The organism is Streptomyces sp. MUSC 14 (genome assembly GCF_001866675.1).
Lineage (GTDB): Bacteria > Actinomycetota > Actinomycetes > Streptomycetales > Streptomycetaceae > Streptomyces.
In genome coordinates this window covers 64,760-89,602 of the sequence record NZ_MLYN01000025.1, presented here as the reverse complement: position 1 = coordinate 89,602, position 24,843 = coordinate 64,760, and the positions used below count along the sequence as shown (strand labels likewise).

Below are 24,843 nucleotides of genomic sequence, written 5' to 3'. Positions count from 1 at the left end.
AACGTCCGAGGGGGAAGCGGGGGTTCAGGGGAGGGGGCACCGCACCGCAGCATCAGGACCTCATCCTCGCCACCGCCCGCGGGGAACAAACGGGGGTCGAGCACGCCCTCCCCTCCCGACCCCGGACGGCGCTGCCGCGCGGGGCGCTACGGCGCCGCTTGTGCGGGCCGGTCCGGCGGGTGCGGTCGTACGGTGCGGTTCAGTAGCGCGATGCGTCGGACAGCGCTCGCCGGAGCACGGCACATCCCGCCCCGCCCGCGCGGACGTCTCACCTCGGTCCCGCCGGGCCTCTGGAAGGACCTCGTATGCGTCGGATCTCGTCCGCAGTGCACATCTCCGCGTCCGCCGAGCAGGTGTGGGCGGTCCTGACCGACTTCGCGCGGTACCACGAGTGGAACCCCTTCCTCGTCGAGGCCGCCGGGCAGGCCGTGCCGGGCACCCGGCTGACCCTGCGGTTCCGGCTGCCCGGCGGCGGCCGGTAGATGGTCTTCACGCCCACGGCGCTGGAGAGCGAGCCCGCCCGGCGCCTGCGCTGGCGGGGCCATTTCGGCGTGCCCGGCGTCTTCGACGGGGTGCACGGCTTCGAGCCCACGCCCCGGGACGGCGGCACGCACGTGCTGCAGAGCGAGCGCTTCAGCGGTCTGCTGGTGCCGTTCTCCGGTGCGGTCATCACCCCCTCGGAGAAGGGGTTCCAGGCACTGACCGACGCCCTGCGGGAGCGGGTCGAGTCGGCCTCCGTCCCGGTGCGGCCGCGGGACTGAACATCGGGGCGGGCGTACGGCGTCCGGGGCGCGTCGGCTGTATGAGGAGCTTTAGGGCGCGGTCACACGATCGACCGACCATGACTCCGCTGGAGAGGCAGCATGACGATGACAGCAGAGCTGGCCGCACAGGTGTGCGTGGTGGGAGGGGGCCCGCCGGGCTCACGCTCGCCGTGGAGCTCGCCAAGCGTTCCGTTTCGGTGGTGGTCCTGGAGCAGAGCGGGCACTTCAACCGTTCGTTCCGGGGCGAGTCGGTGTCTACGGACTCGGTGTGGATGCTGGACCGGCTCGGGCTGCTGGACCGGCTTGAGGGGACGTACGTCCAGATGCGCCCCATGGAGATCGTCGGCGGTTGCGGCGTCGTACTGCGTGCCGACCTTTCCGAGTTCCCCTATCCGCGCCCCTACCCCGTCGGACTCCTCCAGCCTGCCCTGCTGTCCGCCCTCGCCGACGCGGGGCGGGAACACCCCGGTTTCACGCTCGTCCAGCCCGCCACCGCCGTGGGCCTGCTGTGCTCGCGGGGCGAGGACGGCCCGGTGACCGGGGTGCGCGTCCGCCCCCCGACGGTGAGGTCACCGTACGGGCCGCCCGGTGACGGTGGCGGCCGACGGCCGGTTCAGCAAGGTGCGGGAGCTGTCCGGACTGCCTTACGAGAAGCTGCCGTTGGACCGGGACGTCATCTGGCCGCGGCTGCCGTTCCCCGGGCAGTGGGACGGCCACACCTGCCGCATCCGCATCCGGGCCGGCGAGCACGGGCTGTTCATCCCCACCCGTCCGGACAGTGTCCGGGCGGGCCTCGACATCCCCAAGGGCGGGTTGAAGGCGCTGCGGGCGCAGGGGCTGAGCGCGCTCCACGAGCGGCTGGACCGGCTCGCACCCGAACTGTCGGACGCGGTGCGCGACACCGTGCGCGCCTGGCCGGACACCTCGATGCTGGACATCTTCACCACGCCGGTGCCGCGCTGGTCGACACCCGGTCTGATCCTCACGGGGGACGCCGCGCACACGCTGACTCCGATCCTCGGTCAGGGCGTCAGCCACGCGATCATCGACGCGGTCACCCTGGCGCCGCTGGTGGACGAGGCGCCGGCCGCCGGGGGCGGCCCGGAGCGGCTGCAGCGGGCCGGGGAGGCGTTCCAGGGACAGCGCGAGGAGTCGGTACGCCGTTCCCGTGCCCTCCAGCTGCGCCAGGAGCGCCTGTTCGCGCTGTACGGGCGGCTCGGGGGTGTGTTCCGGCGGTCGCTGTACCAGGTGATGGACCGCAACCGTACGGTGCGGCAGCGCGTACTGTCGCGGGCGTACTTCCAGGTGCAGCAGCCGGGTCCCACCGTGGCCCGGCGGAACCTCATTCCGTGGCCTGCGCGCGCGTGCGCGGGCCCCCTTCGGGGCGGCGGCCCTCGCGACCGTCAGAGCCCCGTCGGCACCCAGTCCGGCAGCGCCTCGACCCGCTCCGCCCACGCGGCCGGCGGTGTCCCCGCCGTGCCGGAGGCGAGCACGCCGCCCACGATCGCGCAGGTCGTGTCCACGTCGCCGCCGGCCTGGGCGGTCGTCCAGAAGGCCGTCCCGTAGTCCCCGAGGCAGCGCGCCGCGGACCAGAGCGCGAAGGGGACGGTGTCGTGGGCCGACGTACGGCGTCCGCAGCCCAGCACGGCCGCGACGGTGCCCGCGTCGGCGTAGTCGAGCATGTCCCGGGCGCGCCGCAGGCCCTGGCCGACGGCGCTCTTCGGCACCAGGGCGACGACGCCGTCGAGCAGCGCCTCGGGGCTCGGGGGGCCGTCCGGCGAGCCGGCCAGCGCGGCCGCGGCGGCCACGGCCATGGCGCCGACCACGGCCTCGCGGTGCTGGTGGGTGGGGTAGGCGGAGATCTCCGCCTGGTGGGTCGCCTGCTCCGGGTCGTCCGCGTACCAGGCGCCCAGCGGGGCGATCCGCATCGCGGCGCCGTTGCCCCAGGAGCCCCGTCCGTCGAAGAGCCCGGCCGCCAGTTCACGCCAGTCCCCGCCCTCCCGGACGAGGCGCAGCAGCCGGTTGACCGCGGGGCCGTAGCCCCGGTCGAAGTCGTGGTGCTCGGCGAAGGAGCGGGCCAGCGCGTCCTGGTCGATGCGCCGGTGGGCGCCGAGGACGGCGACCACGGAGCAGGCCATCTCGGTGTCGTCGGTCCACTGCCAGCGACCGGGCGGCAGCTCGCGCCGCTTCAGCAGCGGATAGTGCGCGGGGACGAAGAACTGGGAGCCCAGGGCGTCTCCCACGGCCAGTCCGCGCAGGCTCGCCAGGGCGCGCTCCAGTCGCCCGGAGGAAGAGGAGTCAGCGGTCATCGCTCTGCCACTCTATCCGTTCACCCAGTACGGCAGCGGCTTGCGCCAGCGCTCGAAGGGCCGGTCGAGCGCGTACTTGCCGTCGTCTCCCAGAACGAGCATCCGCACCTCCGCGTTCCCGGGGTTCGACAGCGACTCGAATTCCGCCACGGTCCAGTGGAACCAGCGCATACAGAAGAGCCTCATCGCGAGCCCGTGCGTCACGAGGAGCACGTTCGGCGGATGGTCGGGGTCCTCGAAGCTGCGGTACAGGCTCTCCAGGAAACCGCCGACCCGGTCGTACACGTCGGCGCCGGACTCCCCCTGCGGGAACCGGAAGAAGAAGTGGCCGTAGGCGTCCCGGTAGGCCTTCTGGAGGCGTACGTCGTCGCGGTCCTGCCAGTTGCCCCAGTCTTGTTCGCGCAACCGCGGCTCCTCCCGCACGCGTATGAGGTCCGGGTCGAGGTGGAAGGCGCGGAGCGTCTCGTGCGTGCGGCGGTACGGCGAGACGTACACGCTCACGCGTTCCCGGCCGAAGAGCTCCCGCAGCTCCTCTCCGGTCTTCTCGGCCTGTCGCTCGCCGCGCTCGGTCAGAGCGAGCGCGTGGTCGGGCTCACGCTCGTACACGGAGTCGTCGACGTTGCCCGTTGACTCGCCGTGCCGGACAAGGACGATGCGCCGTGGTCGTACCATGCCGAAACCCTAGATCGAGTGAGCGCGAGTCGAGGACTCGGACGGGCTCCATACGGCGTAGGTCACACGAATCGAGAGTTTGATATTCAAACGGTCCAGCTCGGTTCCAGCTCCACGATGTCGCCGGAGAGCGCCGCGATGTCCGCCTCGGTCTGGGCACGCAGGGCGAGGCGCTCGACGCGCTCGGTGCGGTACTTGCCGTGCTCGGCCGCGGACCGCCACATCGACAGGACCAGGAATTCCTGCTCGGGCGCCGCGCCGAACATGCCGCGGATCATGCCGGGCGAACCGGCCATGGCGGGGTTCCAGACCTTCTCCTGCATGAGGGTGAAGTGCTCCACCCGCTCCTCGTGGACCTGGCACAGGGCCACCCGGATCAGATCGGCGTCGGTGAAACGCGGCTCGAAGCCCGTCTTCACGTCGAAGCGGTACTCGAAGAGCTTGACCTGGGCGTCCTTGAACGTGCCGGCCTGGGCGGAGGCCAGGCGGTCGTGCGAGCGGGCCATGAAGGAGTCGTAGAAGGCGCGGCTCTCCCAGAAGGCGAAGAGGTGCGCCACACCCGGCCGGTGCCGGCTCCAGCCGCCGCCCTGTCCCCGAAATCCCGGCTCCCCCGGAAGCCCCGCCCATTTCCGCTGCCCCCGCTCGAACCCGCGGCGGTCCACCACGGTGCAGCGAATCCACTTGACCAGCACCGCGCCATCGTAAGGCCAGCGGACGTGGCGCCGGTCACGCTCCGGCGCAGATCGCTCGCGCATATGCTCCGCGCGCGTGGCACGATGGGCAAAGAGCCCTGGCTCCTGGTGAGTTGGGGACCGGAGCAGTCACCGGGGGAAGGGGAAGCCTGTTGTCCGGCTTCAGCAAGGGAATCCGCAAGGTCGAGGTCGCGCTCCAGTGGGACCCGAGTCCGGCGGGTCAGCCGCCCACTGATCTCGACATCGTCGCCGCGACGTTCACCGCGGACGCCGCGTACGGCGAACCGGCCTATCTGGTGCACTTCGACAGCCGTTCACCGGACGGCACGATCTTCCTCAACCGGGACAGCACCGACGGCAAGGGCTTCGGCTGGGACGAGGTCATGACGCTCGAACTGGACCGGCTGGCGGACCGGTACGCGCGCGTGGTGGTCGGCGTGGTCATCCAACAGCGGCCGGGGCGCAAGACGTTCGTCGACGTGCTCAATCCGGCCATGCGCGTACGGGAGGGCTACACCGTGCTCGCCCAGGACGGCTTCGGCGCGGTCCTCGGGGCCACGGCGGCCACGGTCGCGGAGTTCGTGCGGGACGGCTCCGGGGACTGGACCTTCCGCCCCGGCGTGCACGGATTCGAGGAGGACCCGGCGACGTTCACCCGCGTCATGGGCAGGGCGCACCAGCCCTGACGCACCGCCACGGGTAAGGGGCGCCGTCCCATGGACCGCGCCCCTTACTCACTTACCGCATGGCGTCAGCTGCAGCCGCTGGTCGAGCCGCAGCCCTCGCAGATGTAGCAGGAGCCGGCCCGCTGCATCTTCGTGCCGCAGGAGAAGCAGAGCGGGGCGTCGGCCTGGATGCCCAGCTGCATCTCCACCAGCTCGGCGCTGGTGTGCGCCTGCTTCGGGGCGGGCTCGGCCGCCTCGACCTCGGCACGCGGCGCGGCCACGGCCTTCAGCTCCTGGGCGCGCGGCGCCGACTGGGCCAGGCCCTCGACGTCGACCTCGTCGTCCTCGATGGACTGCTCGTAGGAACCGGTCTCCAGGTGCCGCTGGCGCTCCTCGGCGGAGTGGATGCCGAGCGCGGAGCGGGTCTCGAAGGGCAGGAAGTCGAGCGCCAGGCGGCGGAAGATGTAGTCGACGATCGACTGCGCCATCCGCACGTCCGGGTCGTCGGTCATGCCGGCCGGCTCGAAGCGCATGTTGGTGAACTTCGAGACGTACGTCTCCAGCGGCACGCCGTACTGGAGGCCGACGGAGACCGCGATGGAGAAGGCGTCCATCATGCCCGCGAGGGTCGAGCCCTGCTTCGACATCTTCAGGAAGACCTCGCCGAGACCGTCGTCCGGGTAGGAGTTGGCGGTCATGTAGCCCTCGGCACCGCCGACGGTGAAGGACGTGGTGATGCCGGGACGGCCCTTGGGGAGGCGCTTGCGGACCGGGCGGTACTCGACCACCTTCTCGACCGCGGCACGGATCGTGTCCTCGGCCTTCTCGGTGATCTCCGCCTTCTCGGCGTCCTTGACGTCCTTCGTCTTGGCGGAGAGCGGCTGGCCGACCTTGCAGTTGTCGCGGTAGATCGCGAGCGCCTTGACCCCCAGCTTCCAGGCCTCGTAGTAGATCTCCTCGACCTCTTCGACGGTCGCCGTCTCCGGCATGTTGACCGTCTTGGAGATGGCACCGGAGATCCACGGCTGGATCGCGGCCATCATGCGGACGTGGCCCATCGGGGAGATGGCGCGCTCGCCCATGGCGCAGTCGAAGACCTCGTAGTGCTGCTGCTTCAGACCGGGAGCGTCGATCACGTTGCCGTTCTCGGCGATGTGGGCGACGATCGCCTCGATCTGCTCCTCCTGGTAGCCCAGGCGGCGCAGGGCCTGCGGGACGGTGCCGTTGACGATCTGCATCGAGCCGCCGCCGACGAGCTTCTTGAACTTGACCAGGGCGAGGTCGGGCTCGACGCCGGTGGTGTCGCAGGACATCGCGAGACCGATGGTGCCGGTCGGGGCGAGCACGGACGCCTGGGAGTTACGGAAACCGTTCTTCTCGCCGAGACGCACCACGTCCTGCCACGCCTCCGTGGCCGCGGCCCACACCGGGGTGTCCAGGTCGTCCATCCGGACGGCCTTGGTGTTGGCGTCGGCGTGCTGCGCCATGACGCGCTTGTGGGCGTCGGCGTTGCGGGCGTAGCCGTCGTACGGACCCACGACCGCGGCCAGCTCGGCGGAGCGGCGGTAGGCCGTACCCGTCATCAGCGAGGTGATCGCGCCGGCCAGGGCGCGGCCGCCGTCGGAGTCGTAGGCGTGGCCGGTGGCCATCAGCAGGGCGCCGAGGTTGGCGTAGCCGATGCCCAGCTGGCGGAACGCGCGCGTGTTCTCGCCGATCTTCTGGGTCGGGAAGTCCGCGAAGCAGATCGAGATGTCCATCGCGGTGATGACCAGCTCGACGACCTTGGCGAAGCGCTCGACGTCGAAGGACTGCGCGCCCTTGCCGTCGTCCTTCAGGAACTTCATCAGGTTCAGCGAGGCGAGGTTGCAGGACGTGTTGTCCAGGTGCATGTACTCGCTGCACGGGTTCGACGCGGTGATCCGGCCGGACTCGGGGCAGGTGTGCCAGGTGTTGATGGTGTCGTCGTACTGGATGCCGGGGTCGGCGCAGGCCCAGGCGGCCTCGGCGATCTTGCGGAAGAGCGCCTTGGCGTCGACCTCCTCGATCACCTCGCCGGTCATCCGGGCGCGCAGGCCGAAGTTCCCGCCGCCCTCGACCGCCTGCATGAACTCGTCGTTCACACGGACCGAGTTGTTGGCGTTCTGGTACTGGACGGAGGCGATGTCGTCGCCGCCCAGGTCCATGTCGAAGCCCGCGTCGCGCAGGACGCGGATCTTCTCCTCTTCCTTGACCTTGGTCTCGATGAAGTCCTCGATGTCGGGGTGGTCGACGTCGAGCACGACCATCTTGGCGGCGCGACGGGTGGCGCCACCGGACTTGATGGTGCCGGCGGAGGCGTCGGCGCCGCGCATGAAGGAGACCGGACCGGAGGCGTTGCCGCCGGAGGAGAGCAGCTCCTTGGAGGAGCGGATGCGGGAGAGGTTCAGGCCGGCGCCGGAGCCGCCCTTGAAGATCATGCCCTCTTCCTTGTACCAGTCGAGGATCGACTCCATGGAGTCGTCGACGGACAGGATGAAGCAGGCGGAGACCTGCTGGGGCTGCGGGGTGCCCACGTTGAACCAGACGGGGCTGTTGAAGCTGAAGATCTGGTGCAGGAGGGCGTACGCCAGCTCGTGCTCGAAGATCTCGGCGTCGGCGGGCGAGGCGAAGTACTTGTGGTCCTCGCCGGCCTTCCGGTACGTCTTCACGATGCGGTCGATCAGCTGCTTCAGGCTGACCTCGCGCTGCGGGGTGCCGACGGCACCGCGGAAGTACTTGCTGGTGACGATGTTGACCGCGTTCACCGACCAGAAGTCGGGGAACTCGACGCCACGCTGCTCGAAATTGACCGAGCCGTCGCGCCAGTTGGTCATGACGACGTCACGGCTCACCCACTCCACCTCGTCGTACGGGTGCACTCCGGGGGTGGTGTGGATGCGCTCGATGTGCAGTCCCTTGGCTCCCGCCTTGCCGCCCTTGGCTCGGGAACCTCGTGCCGGACCGCTCGCCGTCTCTGTCATGCCGCCTCCCTGTACGGGCAAAAACGCCCTGAAGTGCCCCGTTTGTTCCCGTGGCACGGTGTTCTGTCTTGTGTTGCGGGCACCCTCAGCTGCCACCCGCAACAGGTCTTGGATCGCCGCCTCCCGGCCGGAATCCGGGTCTCCTCCCGGTTTCCGGCCCGCCGGTCAGTCGGCGACGTGGGCGGGCTCGGGGACCCGAGTGGTCCCGCCGGGCCCGCATTCGTCTTCCTGGCTCCCCGCTCCCGCGTCGCCGTCGCCCACGGCAGCGCCTCGCGGCACCTCCCTCAGCTCCGCGATGGCGGCCTCGAAGTCCTCGAGCGAGTCGAACGCCCGGTAGACGGAGGCGAATCGCAGATAGGCGACGAGGTCGAGCTCCTGCAACGGGCCGAGTATGGCCAGACCCACGTCATGGGTGGTCAGCTCGGCGCTTCCGGTCGCCCGCACCGCTTCCTCGACCCGTTGGCCGAGCTGGGCGAGCGCGTCCTCGGTGACAGGCCGTCCCTGGCATGCCTTGCGCACACCGTTGATGACCTTGGTACGACTGAAAGGCTCGGTGACTCCGGACCGCTTGACCACCATGAGCGAGCACGTCTCCACGGTCGTGAAACGACGGGAGCAGTCGGGGCACTGGCGGCGCCTGCGGATCGACGTGCCGTCGTCGGTCGTACGACTGTCGACCACACGGCTGTCGGGGTGCCTGCAGAAGGGGCAGTGCATGATCTCCAACCCTCCTCACAGCAGACTCAACAACCTCGCCGAACCTCATGGGCCCCGCGAAGCAGCCCTAAGCATAGGCGATCGCAGAACTGTCCCGGACCCGGGGGACCACAACTTGTGGGCTGCTGTAGCCATCCAACCACTAGATGTGGGGATCGGCTCATTCATCGAGGCAGATACGCGTGTCGCGGCGCAACGGCCGGTCACACCGGCATCGGCGGCACGCCCGGGGACACGCGCACGCGCAACCACCCCCGTCGTGGCACTTACGGAGATACCGTGGGCGCCGCACGGAGGACGCGTGGGACTCCGGAGCAGAAGGGGCCCGGAACCCGGGCGGCCGAGTTCCGGATGGCAGACTGAGGACACGATCCACGAGGTCGGCGGCCCCGGCGGTGAAGAGTACAACAATGGGCGCTTTTGCCCGACAGGTGGCGCGTCAGCGATACACCCAGACACATGATCACGTCAGGCGAATCGCACTTTTTCACTCGAACGTGTGTTTGGCGCAACCTTTCGAAAGCAACTACCGTTGTCCAGCAGGGAGACCATCGAGAGGGGCCGCCGTGACCACCACCGCAGACAGCGCCATCATCACCGCCCAGGACCGCTCCCAGGGCCGAGTCGAGCCAGTACACGCCATGAACGAAGCCACGAATCCCGAGCACAAGCGCTCCCTGCCAGGCCGACCTCCAGGCATCCGGGCGGACAGTTCCGGGCTCACCGACCGGCAACGCCGCGTGATCGAAGTCATCCGGGATTCCGTGCAGCGCCGCGGCTACCCGCCGTCCATGCGCGAGATCGGTCAGGCCGTCGGCCTCTCCAGCACCTCGTCCGTCGCCCATCAGCTGATGGCGCTCGAGCGCAAGGGCTTCCTGCGCCGCGACCCCCACCGTCCGCGCGCGTACGAGGTCCGCGGCTCCGACCAGGCCATGACCGTGCAGCCCACGGACACCGCCGGCAAGCCCGCCGCGTCGTACGTCCCGCTGGTCGGCCGTATCGCCGCCGGTGGCCCCATCCTCGCGGAGGAGTCCGTCGAGGACGTCTTCCCTCTCCCCCGCCAGCTCGTCGGTGACGGTGAGCTGTTCGTCCTCAAGGTCGTCGGCGACTCCATGATCGAGGCCGCGATCTGTGACGGCGACTGGGTCACGGTGCGCCGCCAGCCCGTCGCCGAGAACGGCGACATCGTGGCGGCCATGCTCGACGGCGAGGCCACCGTCAAGCGCTTCAAGCGCGAGGACGGCCACGTCTGGCTCCTCCCGCACAACGCGGCCTACGAGCCGATCCCCGGCGACGACGCGACCATCCTGGGCAAGGTCGTCGCGGTGCTGCGGCGCGTGTGACGTCTGCGGCGGACAGGCCGCTCGGCCGGTTCGCTCCCTGACCGGGCCCCGGAACCCCTGCGCCGGTTCCGGGGCCCCGCTGTGTCCGCGTGACCCCGGAGGACGACTCCGGCGCCACGGCGTCGCGGGGGTGGGCTGACCGGCGCCGGTCAGCCCACCCCCGCGACGCACTCCCCTCTCACGGCTCCTACGACGCCTCGGCCGACTCCGCCTGCGCCGTCTCCATCCGGTTCGCCGCCGCGTCGATCGCTGCGAGGGACTTGCGCGCCTGGTTCCGGTCCGTGGTGTACCAGAAGTCCGGCAGCGACGCCTTGATATAGCCGCCGTAGCGCGCGGTGGCCAGTCGCTGGTCCAGCACGGCCACCACGCCCCGGTCCCCCGAGGCGCGGACGAGCCGGCCCGCTCCCTGGGCCATGAGCAGGGCCGCGTGAGTGGCGGCCACCGCCATGAAGCCGTTGCCGCCCGCGTCCTCGACCGCCTTCTGCCGGGCGCTCATCAGAGGGTCGTCCGGGCGGGGGAAGGGGATCTTGTCCATGACGACCAGCTGGCAGCTGGGGCCCGGGACATCGACGCCCTGCCAGAGCGACAGCGTGCCGAAGAGGCATGTCTTCGGGTCGGCCGCGAAGTTCTTGATCAGCTCGCCGAGGGTCTCCTCGCCCTGGAGCAGAATCGGGAACTCCGGAATCCGCGAGCGCAGCTCCTCGGCGGCGAGCTGGGCGGCTCGCATGGACGAGAACAGGCCGAGGGTGCGGCCGCCGGCCGCCTGGATGAGTTCGGTCAGCTCGTCGAGCATGTCGGAGCGCTCGCCGTCGCGCGCCGGGCGCGACAGATGCTTGGCGACGTAGAGGATGCCCTGCTTGGGGTAGTCGAAGGGGGAGCCGACGTCGACGCCCTTCCACTTCGGCAGGTCTTCGCCCTCCGTGCCCTCGGGGCCGAGGCCCAGGGAGGCGCCGACGCCGTTGAAGTCCCCGCCCAGCTTGAGGGTCGCCGAGGTGAGGACGACGGAGCGGTCCGCGAAGAGCTTCTCCCGGAGCAGGCCCGAGACGGACATGGGGGCGATCCGCAGGGATGCGCCGAAGCGGTCGTGCCGCTCGTACCAGACGACGTCCCACTCCGAGCCGTTCAGCACGCGCTCCGCCACGTCGTGCACCGTCTCCACCGAGGCCAGTGCCTGCTTTCGGACCGCGTCCTCGTCCTGGACCGACTTGTCGCGCGTCGCGCCGATCGCGGAGACGACCGTGCGGGCGGCGTCCCGCAGCGCCATCAGGGCGTAGCCGAGATCCTCGGGGATCTCCTCCAGGCGGCCCGGCAGGGCCAGCTCCATCAGCCGCTCGAAGCCCTCGGCGGCGGTCTGGAGCTGGTCTGCGGCCTTCTCGTCGACGAGCTTGGCGGCGCGGCGCACCGCGCGGTTGACCTGGCCGGCGGTGAGCTCGCCCGTGGCGACGCCGGTGACTCGGGAGACGAGTTCATGAGCCTCGTCCACGATCAGCACCTCGTGCTGGGGCAGCACCGGGGCGCCCTCGATGGCGTCGATGGCGAGCAGCGCGTGGTTCGTGACCACGACCTCGGCGAGCTTGGCGCGCTCGCGGGCCGTCTCCGCGAAGCACTCGGCGCCGTAGGCGCACTTCGTGGCGCCAAGGCACTCCCGGGACGACACCGACACCTGTGCCCAGGCGCGGTCCGAGACACCCGGGGTGAGATCGTCCCGGTCGCCGTTCTCGGTCTCGTCGGCCCAGTCGCGCAGCCGCAGCAGGTCCTGGCCCAGCTTGCTGGTGGGCGCGGCGGCCTCGAACTGGTCGAAGAGACCGTCCTCCTCGTCCTGCGGCATGCCCTCGTGCAGCCGGTGCAGGCACAGGTAGTTGGACCGGCCCTTCAGCATCGCGAACTCCGGGCGGCGGCGCAGCAGCGGGTGCAGGGCGTCGACCGTGCGCGGCAGGTCGCGCTCCACGAGCTGCCGCTGAAGCGCCAGCGTGGCCGTCGCGACGACCACCCGATCCCCGTGCGCGAGCGCGGGCACGAGATAGCCCAGCGACTTTCCGGTGCCGGTGCCGGCCTGGACCAGCAGGTGGGATCCGTCGTCGATCGCCTCGGCGACCGATTCGGCCATGGTCACCTGGCCGGGGCGCTCCGTGCCGCCGACGGCGGTGACAGCGGCATGCAGGAGTTCGGGGAGGGAGGGCTTCGTCATAGCCCGACCACCCTACGGCCCGGCACTGACAAACGGGCGATCACAGCGGGAACGGGGGACGGGGACACGGACGGGCTCCTGGGTGCGGTGGGGTGCGGCGATCGGACAAGGGTCCCGGGATTCCACGGCCTGACGGGCTGCTCGGCCCGACGAGCTTCCGGGCTTCACGGCTTTCTCGAAATTCCTCCGGCCGAGCGGGAACCCCGCCGGCCCCGACGGACGTTCCATCTGTGACCAGGCAATCACTCAGTGCTACAGAACATCGCGCAGGACCCGGTCCCGGATCATGAGGGCGGCCCGCTTGCCGGGCAGGTCGGCCTCGGCCGCGAACCGGAATCCGGCGCTCAGGAACGCTGCGACGGAGGGGGCGTTGTGAAGATCGGGTTCCGCTACGACCCGGGCACACGCCGGGCGCCGGTCGAGGACGAGGTCCGCCACGGCGCGCAGCAGCGTGGAGCCCAGCCCCTTCCCCCGATCCGCGGCCCCGCCCACGAGGAGATGGATCCCGGTGTCGTGCGGGCGGGCCGGGTAGTGGCGGGCCAGTCGATCCAGGTCCGCCCGGTAGATCTCCCAGTAGCTCATCGGCGTGCCGTCCAGCACGCCGAGACAGGGCACGCTCCGTCCGTCGCCGTCGAGCTGGGCTCGCAGGTGTTCCTCGGTCCGGCTCGGAGGCCCGGCCAGCTCCCAGAACCGGGCGATGTCGGGGTCGTTCATCCAGCGGTGCACGAGCGGCAGGTCGTCCTCGACCCGGACGGGCACGAGACGGAAGGCGCCGACGGGCGTGACGACCGGCCCCCACGCGGGGAGTCGGTCGAGAAGACAGGCCGCCCCTCCGACGAAGCGGGCGAGGAAGTCGGCGGGCAGCTGCAGGTCCAGCGTGTCCTCGCCGTCCTCGTCGTCGGCCTGGACGGTGAACCCGGCGAACGGTGCGCCCCGGTCGCCCGCGCCGTTCGCCCGGGGGCCGTCGGGGCCCCGGTGGACGGGGGCTCCCCGATGGACCGGGGCGGGGCTGCTGCCGGCGTTCGCGTCGGTGGGAGGCACGGTGCGCTCCTCTCAGGAGACGGGGTGGGTCATGTTCCTCGGAAGTGCGGTCGGGCGGTGCGGTGCGCCCGCGGTCGGCGGGTCGGGCCGGCTCAGGAGCGAAGGGGGTTGGTCAGGGTGACGTAGACGGACTGGGTGTCGACCGGGCCGACGAGTTCGTCCAGGCCGTGCAGCCGGGTCAGCAGGTTGGCCTTGCAGCGCAGGACGGGCGAGTCGAGCAGGCGCCGGGGCAGGGAGGTGCGCACGGCGGCGGGACCGGAGGCGAGGTCGGTGAGGAAACGGCGGAAGGCGGCGAGGAGCAGGCGCTCGTCGGCGAGGCGCTGGGAGCCGAACGCCCCGATCAGACCGAGCACGTTGTTGACGGCGAGGTAGTACACGAAGCGTTCGTCGACGACCTCGTCGGCGACGAAGGTGTCGCTGCGCGTGCCGATACCGGGCAGCCGGGCTTCCAGTTCGGCCCGCCGGGACTCGCGGAAGTAGTAGCCCTGGTTGTCGCGGTAGCGGCCGCCGGCCGGCCAGCCGTCATCGTCGAGCAGGAGCACGGTGTTCTGCTGGTGGGCCTCAAGGGCGATGCCGGCCTCGCCGTCCAGCCAGAGCACGGGCCGTACGACCTGCTCCAGGTACCGCAGGAACCACTCCGCGGCGACGGTTCCGACGGGGCGGCCGGTACGCGCGGCGAGCCGTGCCACGAGCTGGGCCAGCCGGGACCGCATCGGCCCGGCGGTGCCCGGCGCGAGGGCGGTGGCCCCGGGCTCGGCGACGGGGCGGGGCGAGACGAGCCCGGCGACGCAGCCGACGTCGTCGGCCGGGGCGAACGGGTTGTGCCGGATCATCACGTCGAGTCCGGGCACGGGACGTCCGTCCGGATCGTCGACGCCCAGCCAGGCCGGGTCTCGGACGATGTCGAAGCGGGGGTGGACCGCCTGCCACTGCAGGGCCAGGCCGGTGCGCAGCAGCCGGTGCACCTCGACTCCGCGGTGGAGTTCCTTGCGCAGGTTCTCGCGGCGGGAGTTGGTGATGCGCAGGCCCAGCGACAGCTTGAGCATTGCCGGGGCACCGGGTCGGTGGACGGTGCGCACGGAGGAGGTGGGGTGCCAGGAAGGGCCGAAGAGGCCGAGGTCGTGCAGGAGTCCGGAGTCGAGCAGGGCGGCGACGGGCGCGCGGTGGCGCAGCCCGCGAGCCTGCCACGGGTGCAGCGGCAGGGCGGTGTACCCGTCGGGCAGGGGGAGTCCGGGTCCGGCGAGGCGGTGGGTGAGGCGGCCGGCGGGGACGGGGCGGCCGCGCTCGGTCCAGGCCGAGTCGGTGGCGAGGAGACAGGGGGCGACAGCCAGCCAGTGCAGCGGGAAGGAGCCGTGCAACTCCGGTGAATACAGACGGACTTCGGCCTCGGTCAGGCCCTCCCGGCTCTTCGGGGTCGGGTGCATCGGGTGGCCGAGGAGAAGGGTCTGCTCGGCATCGAGGAAGAGGTCGGGGACCTCGGCGAGGTGCTTGCGTCGGTCACGGATGAAGGTCGCCGTGCAGCGGAGGGAGTCGGCGACTCGGGCCACGAGGTCGCCGTCGTCGCACCGGCGGTCCGCGATGGAAGCAGGGGCGCCGGGCACCGGGGCGCCGGTCCTGGGGCGCGGGGCACCCGGCGTCGCGGACGGGGTGGTCGGTGTCTCCCGGGTGAGCAGCGCGGCCAGGGTGACGGCGTCGACCGGAGGGGCGGACTCGGGTGCGTGAAGGAAGCGGGGCGGGCCGAAACGGTGCCAGCCCGTCGGGGACCAGTAGCGGACCGGTACGAGAAGGGAGGTGCCGCTGGCGGGCAGTGGAAGGCGGAGGGTGCCGCTGGTGGGCGCCGCGACGTCGGTTTCGCGCACCCAGCAGCGCAGGAGGTTCTCCGTGGCGGCGCACTGGGCCGCGGTGCACGGGTCGGGATCCTCCAGCAGGTCGGCGCCGGGCTCTGTCACGCGGGTGAGATCCGCGATACGCCGCTTCTGCTGCGGGACCGACTCGGCGAGCGGGACGGGCGAGGGCGTGCCGCCCGAGTCGCCCTGGTCGTCGGGAGAGCCGGAGCTGCCGTCGGGAGTGGGGGTGGCGTTCATGACGGCTCCTCGGGGCCGGCTGGCGGGGTGCGGGGCTCGTGTGGGCGCTCGGTCGCCGTTCTCCGGTGGCCCGCGGCCGCCTCGGAGGCGCGTGGGGCTCGTGGCGCCGTGGACTCGCGGCGCCGGGAGAGGAGCGGCCGGGCGGTGCGGGTGCGGGGTCAGCCGACACGCCGGGCAGGGCCTGGGGGCCGGCCGTGCCGGGAGGGTCTGTGGAGGCCGTACTCCTCGTGTTGGCGGGCCACTGCGGCGACGGCGTCGGCCAGGCGGTCCAGTACGGCCGCCGCCTGCTCGTCGCTGATCGTCAGCGGAGGCAGCAGCCGGACCACCGCCGAGTGCCGGCCGCCGAGTTCGACGATCAGCCCGCGCTGGAGGCACTCGCGTTGCACGGCCGCGGCGAGTTCGGGGGCCGCGGGACAGGGGACGCGGGCCGGTCCCAGACCGACCGGTGCCGGGTCGCCGGGCACGGACTCGGGACCGCCCGGCGTGGGGGCGGCGCCGCCGGGTGTCAGGGCGTCGTCGCCCGGTGTGGGGGCGTGGGCGCCGGGCGCGAGGGCATGGCCGGGGTGCGTGGGGGCGGCACCGTCCGGGTGGACCAGCTCGACCCCGATCATCAGTCCGCGTCCGCGCACCTCTGCGACGCAGGTGAACTGCCGGGAGAGTTGCGCGAGTTGGGCCAGCATGCGGGAGCCGAGATCGGCGGCTCGCGCGGCGAGGCCGTTCTCGCGGACGTGGGCGAGGGTGGCGGTGCCCGCGGCCATGGCGAGCTGGTTGCCGCGGAAGGTGCCCGCGTGGGCGCCGGGCTCCCAGACGTCGAGGTCGTCGCGGTAGACGATCACGGCCAGCGGGAGGCTGCCGCCGATGGCCTTGGACAGGACCATGACGTCGGGGGTGATGCCGCTGTGGCCGACGGCCCAGAAGGCGCCCGTGCGGCCGACGCCGGTCTGGATCTCGTCCGCGACCAGCGGGACGGAGCGGTCCGCCGTGATCTGCCGCATGCGGCGCAGCCAGGCGTCCGGCCCGGGGATCACCCCGCCCTCGCCCTGGACGGGTTCGAGGATCATGCCGGCGGGCAGCGGTACGCCGGACTTGGGGTCGTCGAGGAGGGACTCGGTCCAGCGGGCGGCGAGTTCGGCGCCGGGCGGGCCACCGATGCCGAAGGGGCAGCGGTAGTCCTGCGGGTAGGGCAGACGGGCGACCTGGACGTCGGGGGCGCCGCCGGAGGCGGCCAGGGCGCCGGCGGTCATGCCGTGATAGGCGCCGGCGAAGGCGAGGATGCCCGTACGGCCGGTGGCGGCCCGGACCAGTTTCAGCGCGGCCTCGACGGCGTCGGTGCCGGCCGGTCCGCAGAACTGCACGCGGGCCCGGTCGGCGAGGCCGGGCGGGAGGGTGCGGAACAGCTCGGTGATGAAGGCGTCCTTGACGGGCGTCGCGAGGTCGAGGACGGACAGGGGGGCACCGGAGTCGAGGACCTTGCGGATCGCCTCCAGCACGACCGGGTGGTTGTGGCCGAGGGCGAGGGTGCCGGCGCCGGAGAGGCAGTCCAGGTAGCGGCGGCCGTCGGCGCCCTCGATGGTGAGCCCGCGTGCCCGGACGGGCACGATGGGCAGGGCGCGGGCATACGTGCGCGCCGAGGACTCGCGTGCCGACTGGCGTCTGAGGATGCCCTCGTGCACACCACGCGCTTCCTCGTGCGCACCTGAAGCCACCGACTCCGTAACGGCCACGACTGGCTGTCCTCCCCGCTGTTCAGAGGCGAGTTGTTCCGCGGGGACCGGGCACGGGCAGCTGGCCCCCCACCGCTACAACCCCGGACCGGTCGGCGGGTTACGGGTTACGGGAAGAACATTGCCAAGTGAGCGCGGAACGACGGGCGGTGCGGGAGGCGCGCGGGGTGAGCGGATGTCACATCGGTGCGCCCCTGGCGGATCGGCGAGGTCAGACGGCTTGTAGCCGAACCGTTGCCGTTCCGTCGGAACTCCCCCACAGCGACCGCATAGTGTAGGTCGCCGTTCCAAGAACGTCGTGAGACCGGCGTGAACTCCTCATGAGTTCGACGCCGGCGGCACGGCGACAGCGCGGAGTTCCTTCAGCACACGGGGAGTCAAGAGCATGCGATCCATACGGCCGTCGTTCACCGTTCGGCGGGGGAGGGGCACCCGTCGCACCTCCACCTCGCTCGCGGCGGTCGCCCTCGTCTCGGCGCTGGCGATGACCGCCACCGCCTGCAACGGCGACGACAACGCCGACAGCAAGCCGACCGCCTCCGCCGCCGCGGCCGGTGACGGCGCGATCAAGATCCCGGACGACCTGAAGCAGAAGCTGAAGGAGCACGGGATCGACATCGACAAGTGGAAGAACGGCGCCTGGAAGAACTGGGACAAGAAGGAGTGGCTGCGCGAGGCCAACGACTTCATCAACCCGATCATCAAGGGCCTGTGGGACCCGAACCGGATGCGGCACGCCAACGACCCCAACAAGGGCGTGAACGACAACGACATCTCCGGTGACCAGGGCGTGACCGACCCGACTCCGCAGCCGGTGAAGGCACAGGCGGTGGCGACGCCGTACCACGTCAACGCGGCCACCTCGGGCAAGGTGTTCTTCGACTCCCCCGAGGGCCACATGGTGTGCTCGGGCACGGTCGTGGAGGACCCGGCGCACCCGGGCAAGTCCAACCTGGTCTGGACGGCGGGCCACTGCGTGCACGCCGGCAAGAACGGCGGCTGGTACCGCAACATGGCCTTCGTGCCGTCGTACAACAACTCCGGCAAGTCGGTGGGCCAGTTGCAGAACGCCAGCCGTTCCACGATCGCGCCGTACGGTGTCTGGTGGGCCGACGCGGCGCAGACCTCGCAGCAGTGGATCGACGGGGGCGGCGAGACCGGCGGCACCGGTGCCTCGTACGACTACGCAGTGATCCATGTGACGCCGGAGCAGGGCAGCGGCGGTAAGTCGCTGGAGGAGACGGTCGGCGGGGCGCTGCCGGTGAACTTCAACGCCCCGGCGGTGTCGAAGGTCAGCAGCATCACCGCGAAGGGCTACCCGGAGGCGGCGCCGTTCGACGGTCAGCTGATGTACCAGTGCGCGGACAGGCCGGGCCGGCTGTCCATCGGCAAGTCGGACCCGACGATGTACCGGATCGGCTGCACGATGACCGCGGGTTCCTCCGGTGGCGGCTGGGTGGAGACCGGCACCGACGGCAAGCCGGCGCTCGTGTCCAACACGTCGATCGGCCCGGTGACGTCGGGGTGGCTGGCCGGGCCGCGCTTCGGTCCGGTGGCCAAGGGTGTGTACGAGTCGGTCAGCAAGAAGTTCGCCGGGCAGTAGGCGGTGAGCGGTAGGGGCGGCGTTTCCCGGCGCCCCTGAAAGGAAAGGCCCGCCCCCTGGTCAGGGGGCGGGCCTTTCGCACAGTCGTAGGTCAGGCCGTCGGCACCGGTGTGTACGGCGCCAGGTCCGCCGCCAGTTCCTCGTGGACCCGGACCTTGATCAGGGTGCCCTCCGCGGTGTGCTCCTCGGAGATCACCTCGCCCTCGGTGTGGGCGCGGGCGACGAGCTTGCCGTGGGTGTACGGCACGAGCGCCTCGACCTCGGCCGAGGGGCGGGGCAGCTCTTCGTCGATCAGGGCGAGCAACTGCTCGATGCCCTGGCCGGTGCGGGCCGAGACGGCGATCGAGTGCTTCTCGGTGCGCAGCAGCCGCTGGAGGACCAGCGGGTCGGCCGCGTCCGCCTTGTTGATCACGACGATCTCGGGCACGCGGGTGGCGCCGACGTCCCGGATGACCTCGCGCACGGCGGCGAGCTGCTCCTCCGGCACCGGATGCGAGCCGTCCACCACGTGCAGGATCAGGTCGGAGTCGCCGACCTCCTCCATGGTGGAGCGGAACGCCTCGACCAGGTGGTGCGGCAGGTGGCGCACAAAGCCGACCGTGTCCGCCAGGGTGTACAGGCGGCCGCTCGGGGTCTCCGCGCGCCGTACGGTCGGGTCCAGGGTCGCGAACAGGGCGTTCTCGACCAGGACGCCGGCGCCCGTGAGGCGGTTGAGCAGGGAGGACTTGCCGGCGTTGGTGTAGCCCGCGATGGCGACGGACGGCACCTTGTTGCGCCGGCGCTCCTGGCGCTTGATCTCGCGGCCGGTCTTCATGTCCGCGATCTCCCGGCGCATCTTCGCCATCTTCTCGCGGATCCGTCGCCGGTCCGTCTCGATCTTGGTCTCACCGGGACCACGCGTGGCGAGGCCGCCGCCCTTGCCGCCACCCATCTGGCGGGACAGCGACTGGCCCCAGCCGCGCAGCCTCGGCAGCATGTACTGCATCTGCGCGAGCGAGACCTGCGCCTTGCCCTCTCGGGACTTGGCGTGCTGGGCGAAGATGTCCAGGATCAGGGCCGTACGGTCGATGACCTTGACCTTGACGACGTCCTCCAGCTGGATCAGCTGGCCGGGGCTCAGCTCACCGTCGCAGATGACCGTGTCCGCGCCCGTCTCAAGGACGATGTCGCGCAGCTCCAGGGCCTTGCCGGAGCCGATGTAGGTGGCCGCGTCGGGCTTGTCGCGGCGCTGGATGACGCCGTCGAGCACGAGGGCGCCCGCCGTCTCGGCGAGGGCCGCCAGCTCCGCGAGGGAGTTGTCGGCGTCCTGGGCGGTGCCGGTGGTCCACACCCCGACGAGCACGACGCGCTCCAGGCGGAGCTGTCGGTACTCGACCTCGGTGACGTCCTCCAGCTCCGTGGAGAGGCCGGCGACGCGCCGCAGGGCCGCACGCTCGGAGCGGTCGAACTGGTCGCCGTCCCGCTCGCCGTCGATCTCGTGGCTCCAGGCGACGTCCTCTTCCATCAGGGCATCGGCCCGAAGGCCCTCGGGGTAGTCGTGCGCGAGGCGCTTGGTGTCCTGGGAAGGGGAAGAAGAGGAGGTCATTGGATCCTTACGTCGATGGGATGGCCGGTGCGGCGTCTCCGTGGCGGTCCTGCGGGACCGCTCGTCGTGTCAACGTACGAGCGCCCCGGGAGATTCCCGTCCCGCCTCGCGCCGACTCGAAGATGGTCGCACGGGGCGACGCGTCTCGTCACCGTGTTATCCCGCGCTCCGCGATCCAGCGGCCCCGGCGGCCCTGGCGGCCCTGGCCGGATCCGACGCCCTTCCGGCCTGGGCCGACGGCTTTCCAGCGGGAGCCGACGGCTTCCCGGCGGAGACGGAGGGCTTTCCGGCGGAGGCCGAGGGCTTCTTGGCGGGAGCCTGCTGTTTCCAGTCCGGGTGGCCGGGCATCGGCGGGGTCTTCGCACCGTACAGCCAGGCCTGGAAGAAGCCGCTCAGGTCACGGCCGGAGATCGTCGAGGCCAGCTGGACGAAGTCGGCGGTGCCGGCGGTGGAGTCCCGGTGCGCGCGCACCCAGACCCGCTCCAGCCGTTCGAAGGCGGGGCGGCCGATCTCCTGACGCAGGGCGTAGAGCACGAGCGCGGCGCCGTCGTAGATGTTGGGCCGGAAGATGCTGATCTTCTGGCCGGGCGCGGGCGCCTTGGGCCGGGCGGGCGGACCGCCGGCCTCCCGCCAGCGGTCGGAGGCACTGTAGGCGGCCTTCATCCGCTGGTCCATCGGCTTGTGCGCGGTCTCGTCGGCGTACAGGGTCTCGTACCAGGTGGCGTGCCCCTCGTTCAGCCATACGTCGGACCAGGTGCGCGGGCTGACGCTGTCGCCGAACCACTGGTGGGACAGCTCGTGCACCATGATCGACTCGACGTACCACTTGGGGTAGGCGGGGTCGGTGAACAGGTTCTTCTCGAAGAGCGAGAGGGTCTGTGTCTCCAGCTCGAAGCCGGTGGAGGCCTGCGCCAGCAGCACGCCGTAGGTCTCGAACGGGAACCGGCCGACCTTGCTCTCCATCCAGGCGATCTGGTCCGGCGTCTTCGCGAGCCAGGGTTCGAGGGCCTTGCGATCGGCGGCGGGCACGACGTCGCGCATCGGCAGTCCGTCCGGTCCCTCGCGGCGGACGACGGCGGAGCGGCCGATGGACACCTGGGCGAGCTCGGTGGCCATGGGGTGCTGGGTGCGGTAGGTCCACGTGGTCGTCTTCCCGCCCCGGTCCACGCCGTCGGGCAGACCGTTGGCGACGACGGCATAGCCGTTCGGGGCGGTCACGTGGAAGGTGAACATCGCCTTGTCGGACGGGTGATCGTTGCACGGGAAGACCAGGTGGGCGGCGTCGGCCTGGTTCGCCATGGCGAGGCCGTCGACGGTGCGCACCCAGCCGCCGTCCTGGTCCTTGGCCGCCACGGGGTCGCTGGTGTGCCGCACCGTGATGCGGGTCCAACTGCCCCGCGACAGGGGATGGTCCGGGGTGACGACCAGGTCCTCACCGGCCTTGGCGAAGTCCGCGCGGCGCCCGTCGACCTCCACGGAGCGGACGGTGCCGTGCGTGAAGTCGAGGTTGAGGCGCTCCAGGTCGGCGGTGGTCCGTGCGTCGATGGTGGTGACGGCTTCGAGCGGCTTGTCGTTTCTGCCGGAGTAGCTGAAGGAGAGGTCGTACGACGTCACGTAGTAGCCCGGGTTGCCCAGGTACGGGAAGAGCCGGTCGCCGATGCCCAGGGGCTCGGGCGGGGCCGCGGCGGCCAGGAGGCAGACGGAGACGGCGGAGGCGAGCAGGGCCGCCGTGCGGTGCCGGGAGTTCGGGGGCGTATGCCGGGAGCGGGGGGTGAGCAGCATGGACCACCGCTACCAGTGCGCCACCGCCTCGCGACGACGACGCGCGCCCGGCCCACCCGAACGGGTTCCGCCCAGGTCCCTCTGACAGGTCCTTCCGACCGGGATCCGACGCGTCGTGAGCGAGTGCGCCCGGTGCCGATCAGGAGGCCGGGCCCGGGTGTTGGGCGCGGGCCACGTCGTACACGCCCGGCACGTCCCGCATGGCGCGCATCAGGGCCGGGAGGCGGGCCGCGTCGGGGAGTTGGAGCGTGTAGGTGTGCCGGACCCGTTGCTGCGTGGGGGGTTCGACGGTCGCCGAGACGATGTCGGCGCCGGTCGCGGAGATCGCCTCGGTGAGGTCGGCGAGCAGATGCGGGCGGCCGAACGATTCAGCGACCAGCGTGACCCGGATCTCGGTCGTGTCGCCCCAGCGCACACCGATCTCCGCGCGCCCCCGGCTCTTCATCTGCACCACCGTGGCGCATTCCAGGCGGTGGACGGTCAGCACTCCCCCGCGTACGGCGAAGCCGGTGATCTCGTCGGGCGGTACGGGTGTGCAGCAGCCGGCGAGCCGAACGGTGGCTCCGGGCCGGTCGGAGAGGACGTCCGCGCTCCGGGGACGGGCGGCGCTCTCCCGGGCCGTGCCCTCCGCCGCCGTACTCTTCGCCGTCGCCCCCTCCGGCGCTGTGCTCTCCGGCGCTGTTCTCCCGGCGGTGGCGGTGCCGTCGGCCGGGTCGGGGCGCGCAGCGGTCGCCTCGTCGGTTCCGGAGCCGGTGCCGCCGTCGGGGTGCGCCGCGAGCCAGCGCTGGATGGCGATGCGGGCGGCCGGGGTGTGGGCGTGCTCCAGCCATTCGCGGGAGGGCTCGGAGGCCGGGTCCTGGCCCATGAGGAGCTGGACGGTGTCGCCGTCCCTCAGGACCGTACTGAGCGTGGCCAGGCGGCCGTTGACACGGGCGCCGAGACAGGCGTGGGCGTCGTCCCCGTACTGCGCGTAGGCCGCGTCGACGCACGAGGCGCCCTCAGGCAGGCCGAGGGTGCCGCCGTCGGGGCGGAAGACGGTGATCTCGCGGTCCTGGGCGAGGTCCTCGCGCAGGGTGGACCAGAAGGTGTCGGGGTCGGGGGCGGCCCGCTGCCAGTCGAGGAGCCGGGAGAGCCAGCCGGGCCGGGTGGGGTCGGCGCGCTCACCGTCGGCGGGGGCGTCGGTGGCGGGGCTGTCGGAGGCGGAGGCGTCGGAGGCGGGGGCGTACGGGTTGCCGAGCGCGACGACGCCGGCCTCGGCGACCTTGTGCATCTGGTGGGTGCGGATGAGGACTTCGACGACCTGGCCGTCGGGCCGGGCGACGGCGGTGTGCAACGACTGGTACAGGTTGAACTTCGGTACCGCGATGAAGTCCTTGAACTCCGAGACGACCGGTGTCAGACAGGTGTGCAGTTCACCGAGGACGCCGTAACAGTCGGCGTCCTCCTGTACGAGCACGAGCAGCCGGCCGAAGTCGGCGCCGCGCAGCCGGCCGCGTTTGCGGGCCACGCGGTGGACGGAGACGAAGTGGCGGGGGCGGATGAGGACTTCGGCCTGGATGTCGGCCTCGCGCAGCACACCGCGGACCTCGTCGGAGACCTCTGCGAGCGGGTCGCCGCGGCGGGCCGCGTTGCCGGCGATGAGTTCGCGGGTGTGCTCGTACTCGTCGGGGTGGAGGATGGCGAAGACCAGGTCCTCCAGCTCGGTCTTCAGGGCCTGCACGCCGAGGCGTTCGGCGAGCGGGATGAGTACGTCACGGGTGACCTTGGCGATCCGCGCCTGCTTCTCGGGGCGCATCACGCCGAGCGTGCGCATGTTGTGCAGCCGGTCGGCGAGTTTGATCGACATCACGCGCACGTCGCTGCCGGTGGCGACGAGCATCTTGCGGAAGGTCTCCGGCTCGGCGGCGGCTCCGTAGTCGACCTTCTCCAGTTTCGTGACGCCGTCGACCAGATAACGAACCTCCTCGCCGAACTGTTCCCGGACCTGATCGAGGGTCACATCGGTGTCCTCGACGGTGTCGTGGAGCAGGGAGGCGGTCAACGTCGTGGTCTCGGCGCCGAGTTCGGCGAGGATCAGGGTCACGGCGAGGGGGTGTGTGATGTACGGCTCGCCGCTCTTGCGCATCTGGCCGCGGTGCGAGGACTCGGCGAGGACGTAGGCGCGGCGCAGCGGGTCGAGGTCCGCGTCGGGGTGATGGGCGCGGTGCGCCTCCACGACATGGCTGATGGCGTCGGGGAGTTTGCCGCGGACGGCCGGGCCGAGCAGCGCGGCCCGGCCGAGCCTGCGCAGGTCGATCCGGGGCCGGGACTTCCTGCGGTCCGCCCGGGGCACCGCGGGGGTGGTGGCCGCCGCGGTCGCTGTGGGCGCTACCGGGCCAGGGGTCGCAGGGTTCGTGGCCTCCGCACTCATGGGCACCTCCGGCTCGTGGACCGGCGGACGGGGCTCCAGGGCGCACGCGGCTCAGGGATGGCGACGTTCTCCCCCGTCCGTGCCGGTGCTTGATGCTATCGAGCCCACCACGTGCTCCTGACCGCCTCTGGCCGAGCGTGAAACGGATCACCCATTCGAGCGATGAGAAGAAGGTTTAGGTTTTGCGCCACGCGCTCACGGCGCGCCCGCGGTTCACCCGGGGCGCGCTCCCCTCAGGGCACCGGAAACCGCTGTTCCTGGCGGC

17 protein-coding genes and 2 pseudogenes are annotated in these 24,843 nt (G+C 71.5%); 7 read left to right on the top strand and 12 right to left on the bottom strand.

All coding sequences use genetic code 11. The features are described from left to right. The first annotated feature begins 305 nt into the window (after positions 1–305). From BIV25_RS52800 to BIV25_RS52785, 4 genes and pseudogenes are all read left to right on the top strand, one after another. The gene (locus tag BIV25_RS52800; RefSeq protein ID WP_256255861.1) at positions 306–482 is read left to right on the top strand and encodes an SRPBCC family protein; all 177 of its coding nucleotides are present in this window, start codon (positions 306–308) and stop codon (positions 480–482) included. Then, positions 483–761, top strand: coding sequence for a hypothetical protein (locus BIV25_RS52795; RefSeq protein ID WP_256255860.1), 279 nt, complete (start codon positions 483–485; stop codon positions 759–761). A 41-nt stretch (positions 762–802) separates the two neighbouring features. Then, positions 803–1,159 (top strand): annotated as a pseudogene (locus tag BIV25_RS52790) (FAD-dependent monooxygenase); the annotation flags it as partial. A gap of 193 nt (positions 1,160–1,352) precedes the next feature. Further along, a pseudogene (locus tag BIV25_RS52785) lies at positions 1,353–1,772 on the top strand (FAD-dependent oxidoreductase); the annotation flags it as partial. A gap of 395 nt (positions 1,773–2,167) precedes the next feature. Here the strand turns inward: BIV25_RS52785 and BIV25_RS16640 are convergent. From BIV25_RS16640 to BIV25_RS16630, 3 genes are all read right to left on the bottom strand, one after another. Beyond that, positions 2,168–3,073: an ADP-ribosylglycohydrolase family protein gene (locus BIV25_RS16640; protein ID WP_071373114.1), complete on the bottom strand. Its 906-nt coding sequence runs from the start codon at positions 3,071–3,073 to the stop codon at positions 2,168–2,170. A 12-nt stretch (positions 3,074–3,085) separates the two neighbouring features. After that, positions 3,086–3,745: a histidine phosphatase family protein gene (locus BIV25_RS16635; protein WP_071373113.1), complete on the bottom strand. Its 660-nt coding sequence runs from the start codon at positions 3,743–3,745 to the stop codon at positions 3,086–3,088. 86 nt (positions 3,746–3,831) lie between these two features. Then, the gene (locus BIV25_RS16630; protein WP_071373112.1) at positions 3,832–4,437 is read right to left on the bottom strand and encodes a YdbC family protein; all 606 of its coding nucleotides are present in this window, start codon (positions 4,435–4,437) and stop codon (positions 3,832–3,834) included. Positions 4,438–4,589: 152 nt separating this feature from the next. Between BIV25_RS16630 and BIV25_RS16625 the strand changes: the two genes are divergently transcribed. Next, the gene (locus BIV25_RS16625; protein ID WP_071373111.1) at positions 4,590–5,123 is read left to right on the top strand and encodes a TerD family protein; all 534 of its coding nucleotides are present in this window, start codon (positions 4,590–4,592) and stop codon (positions 5,121–5,123) included. Positions 5,124–5,188: 65 nt separating this feature from the next. Here the strand turns inward: BIV25_RS16625 and BIV25_RS16620 are convergent, their stop codons facing one another. After that, positions 5,189–8,101 (bottom strand): vitamin B12-dependent ribonucleotide reductase, encoded by a 2,913-nt coding sequence (locus tag BIV25_RS16620; RefSeq protein ID WP_071373110.1) that lies wholly within the window; start codon positions 8,099–8,101, stop codon positions 5,189–5,191. 165 nt (positions 8,102–8,266) lie between these two features. After that, positions 8,267–8,818 carry a transcriptional regulator NrdR gene (gene nrdR, locus BIV25_RS16615; RefSeq protein ID WP_071373172.1) on the bottom strand — a complete coding sequence of 184 codons (552 nt, stop codon included), beginning with the start codon at positions 8,816–8,818 and terminating at the stop codon, positions 8,267–8,269. 566 nt (positions 8,819–9,384) lie between these two features. On the opposite strand from nrdR, the gene lexA reads away from it, so the two are divergent. Continuing rightward, complete coding sequence (lexA, locus tag BIV25_RS16610) at positions 9,385–10,161, top strand: transcriptional repressor LexA (protein WP_071373109.1); 777 nt, start codon at positions 9,385–9,387, stop codon at positions 10,159–10,161. A gap of 187 nt (positions 10,162–10,348) precedes the next feature. On the opposite strand, the gene BIV25_RS16605 is transcribed toward lexA, so the two are convergent. The 4 genes from BIV25_RS16605 to BIV25_RS16590 all read right to left on the bottom strand — a co-directional run bounded on the left by BIV25_RS16605 (position 10,349) and on the right by BIV25_RS16590 (position 17,198). Further along, positions 10,349–12,349 carry an ATP-dependent DNA helicase gene (locus BIV25_RS16605; RefSeq protein ID WP_071373108.1) on the bottom strand — a complete coding sequence of 667 codons (2,001 nt, stop codon included), beginning with the start codon at positions 12,347–12,349 and terminating at the stop codon, positions 10,349–10,351. 252 nt (positions 12,350–12,601) lie between these two features. After that, a complete protein-coding gene (locus BIV25_RS16600; RefSeq protein ID WP_071373107.1) occupies positions 12,602–13,390 on the bottom strand; it encodes a GNAT family N-acetyltransferase in 789 nt (262 codons plus the stop codon). 92 nt (positions 13,391–13,482) lie between these two features. After that, entirely contained in the window at positions 13,483–15,474 is a 1,992-nt protein-coding gene (locus BIV25_RS16595) for an IucA/IucC family siderophore biosynthesis protein (RefSeq protein ID WP_071373106.1), read from the bottom strand. 158 nt (positions 15,475–15,632) lie between these two features. Continuing rightward, positions 15,633–17,198, bottom strand: a complete 1,566-nt coding sequence (locus tag BIV25_RS16590) for a diaminobutyrate--2-oxoglutarate transaminase family protein (RefSeq protein WP_079176680.1) — start codon at positions 17,196–17,198, stop codon at positions 15,633–15,635. A gap of 385 nt (positions 17,199–17,583) precedes the next feature. On the opposite strand from BIV25_RS16590, the gene BIV25_RS16585 reads away from it, so the two are divergent. Next, complete coding sequence (locus tag BIV25_RS16585) at positions 17,584–18,801, top strand: serine protease (RefSeq protein WP_177235306.1); 1,218 nt, start codon at positions 17,584–17,586, stop codon at positions 18,799–18,801. A 91-nt stretch (positions 18,802–18,892) separates the two neighbouring features. On the opposite strand, the gene hflX is transcribed toward BIV25_RS16585, so the two are convergent. The 3 genes from hflX to BIV25_RS16570 all read right to left on the bottom strand — a co-directional run bounded on the left by hflX (position 18,893) and on the right by BIV25_RS16570 (position 24,578). Beyond that, positions 18,893–20,386, bottom strand: a complete 1,494-nt coding sequence (gene hflX, locus BIV25_RS16580; RefSeq protein WP_071373105.1) for a GTPase HflX — start codon at positions 20,384–20,386, stop codon at positions 18,893–18,895. A gap of 156 nt (positions 20,387–20,542) precedes the next feature. Further along, on the bottom strand, positions 20,543–22,168 hold the full coding sequence (locus BIV25_RS16575; protein WP_079176679.1) for a M1 family metallopeptidase: 1,626 nt from the start codon (positions 22,166–22,168) through the stop codon (positions 20,543–20,545). A gap of 139 nt (positions 22,169–22,307) precedes the next feature. Next, a complete protein-coding gene (locus BIV25_RS16570) occupies positions 22,308–24,578 on the bottom strand; it encodes a bifunctional (p)ppGpp synthetase/guanosine-3',5'-bis(diphosphate) 3'-pyrophosphohydrolase (RefSeq protein ID WP_071373104.1) in 2,271 nt (756 codons plus the stop codon). Between the last annotated feature and the right edge of the window lie 265 nt (positions 24,579–24,843).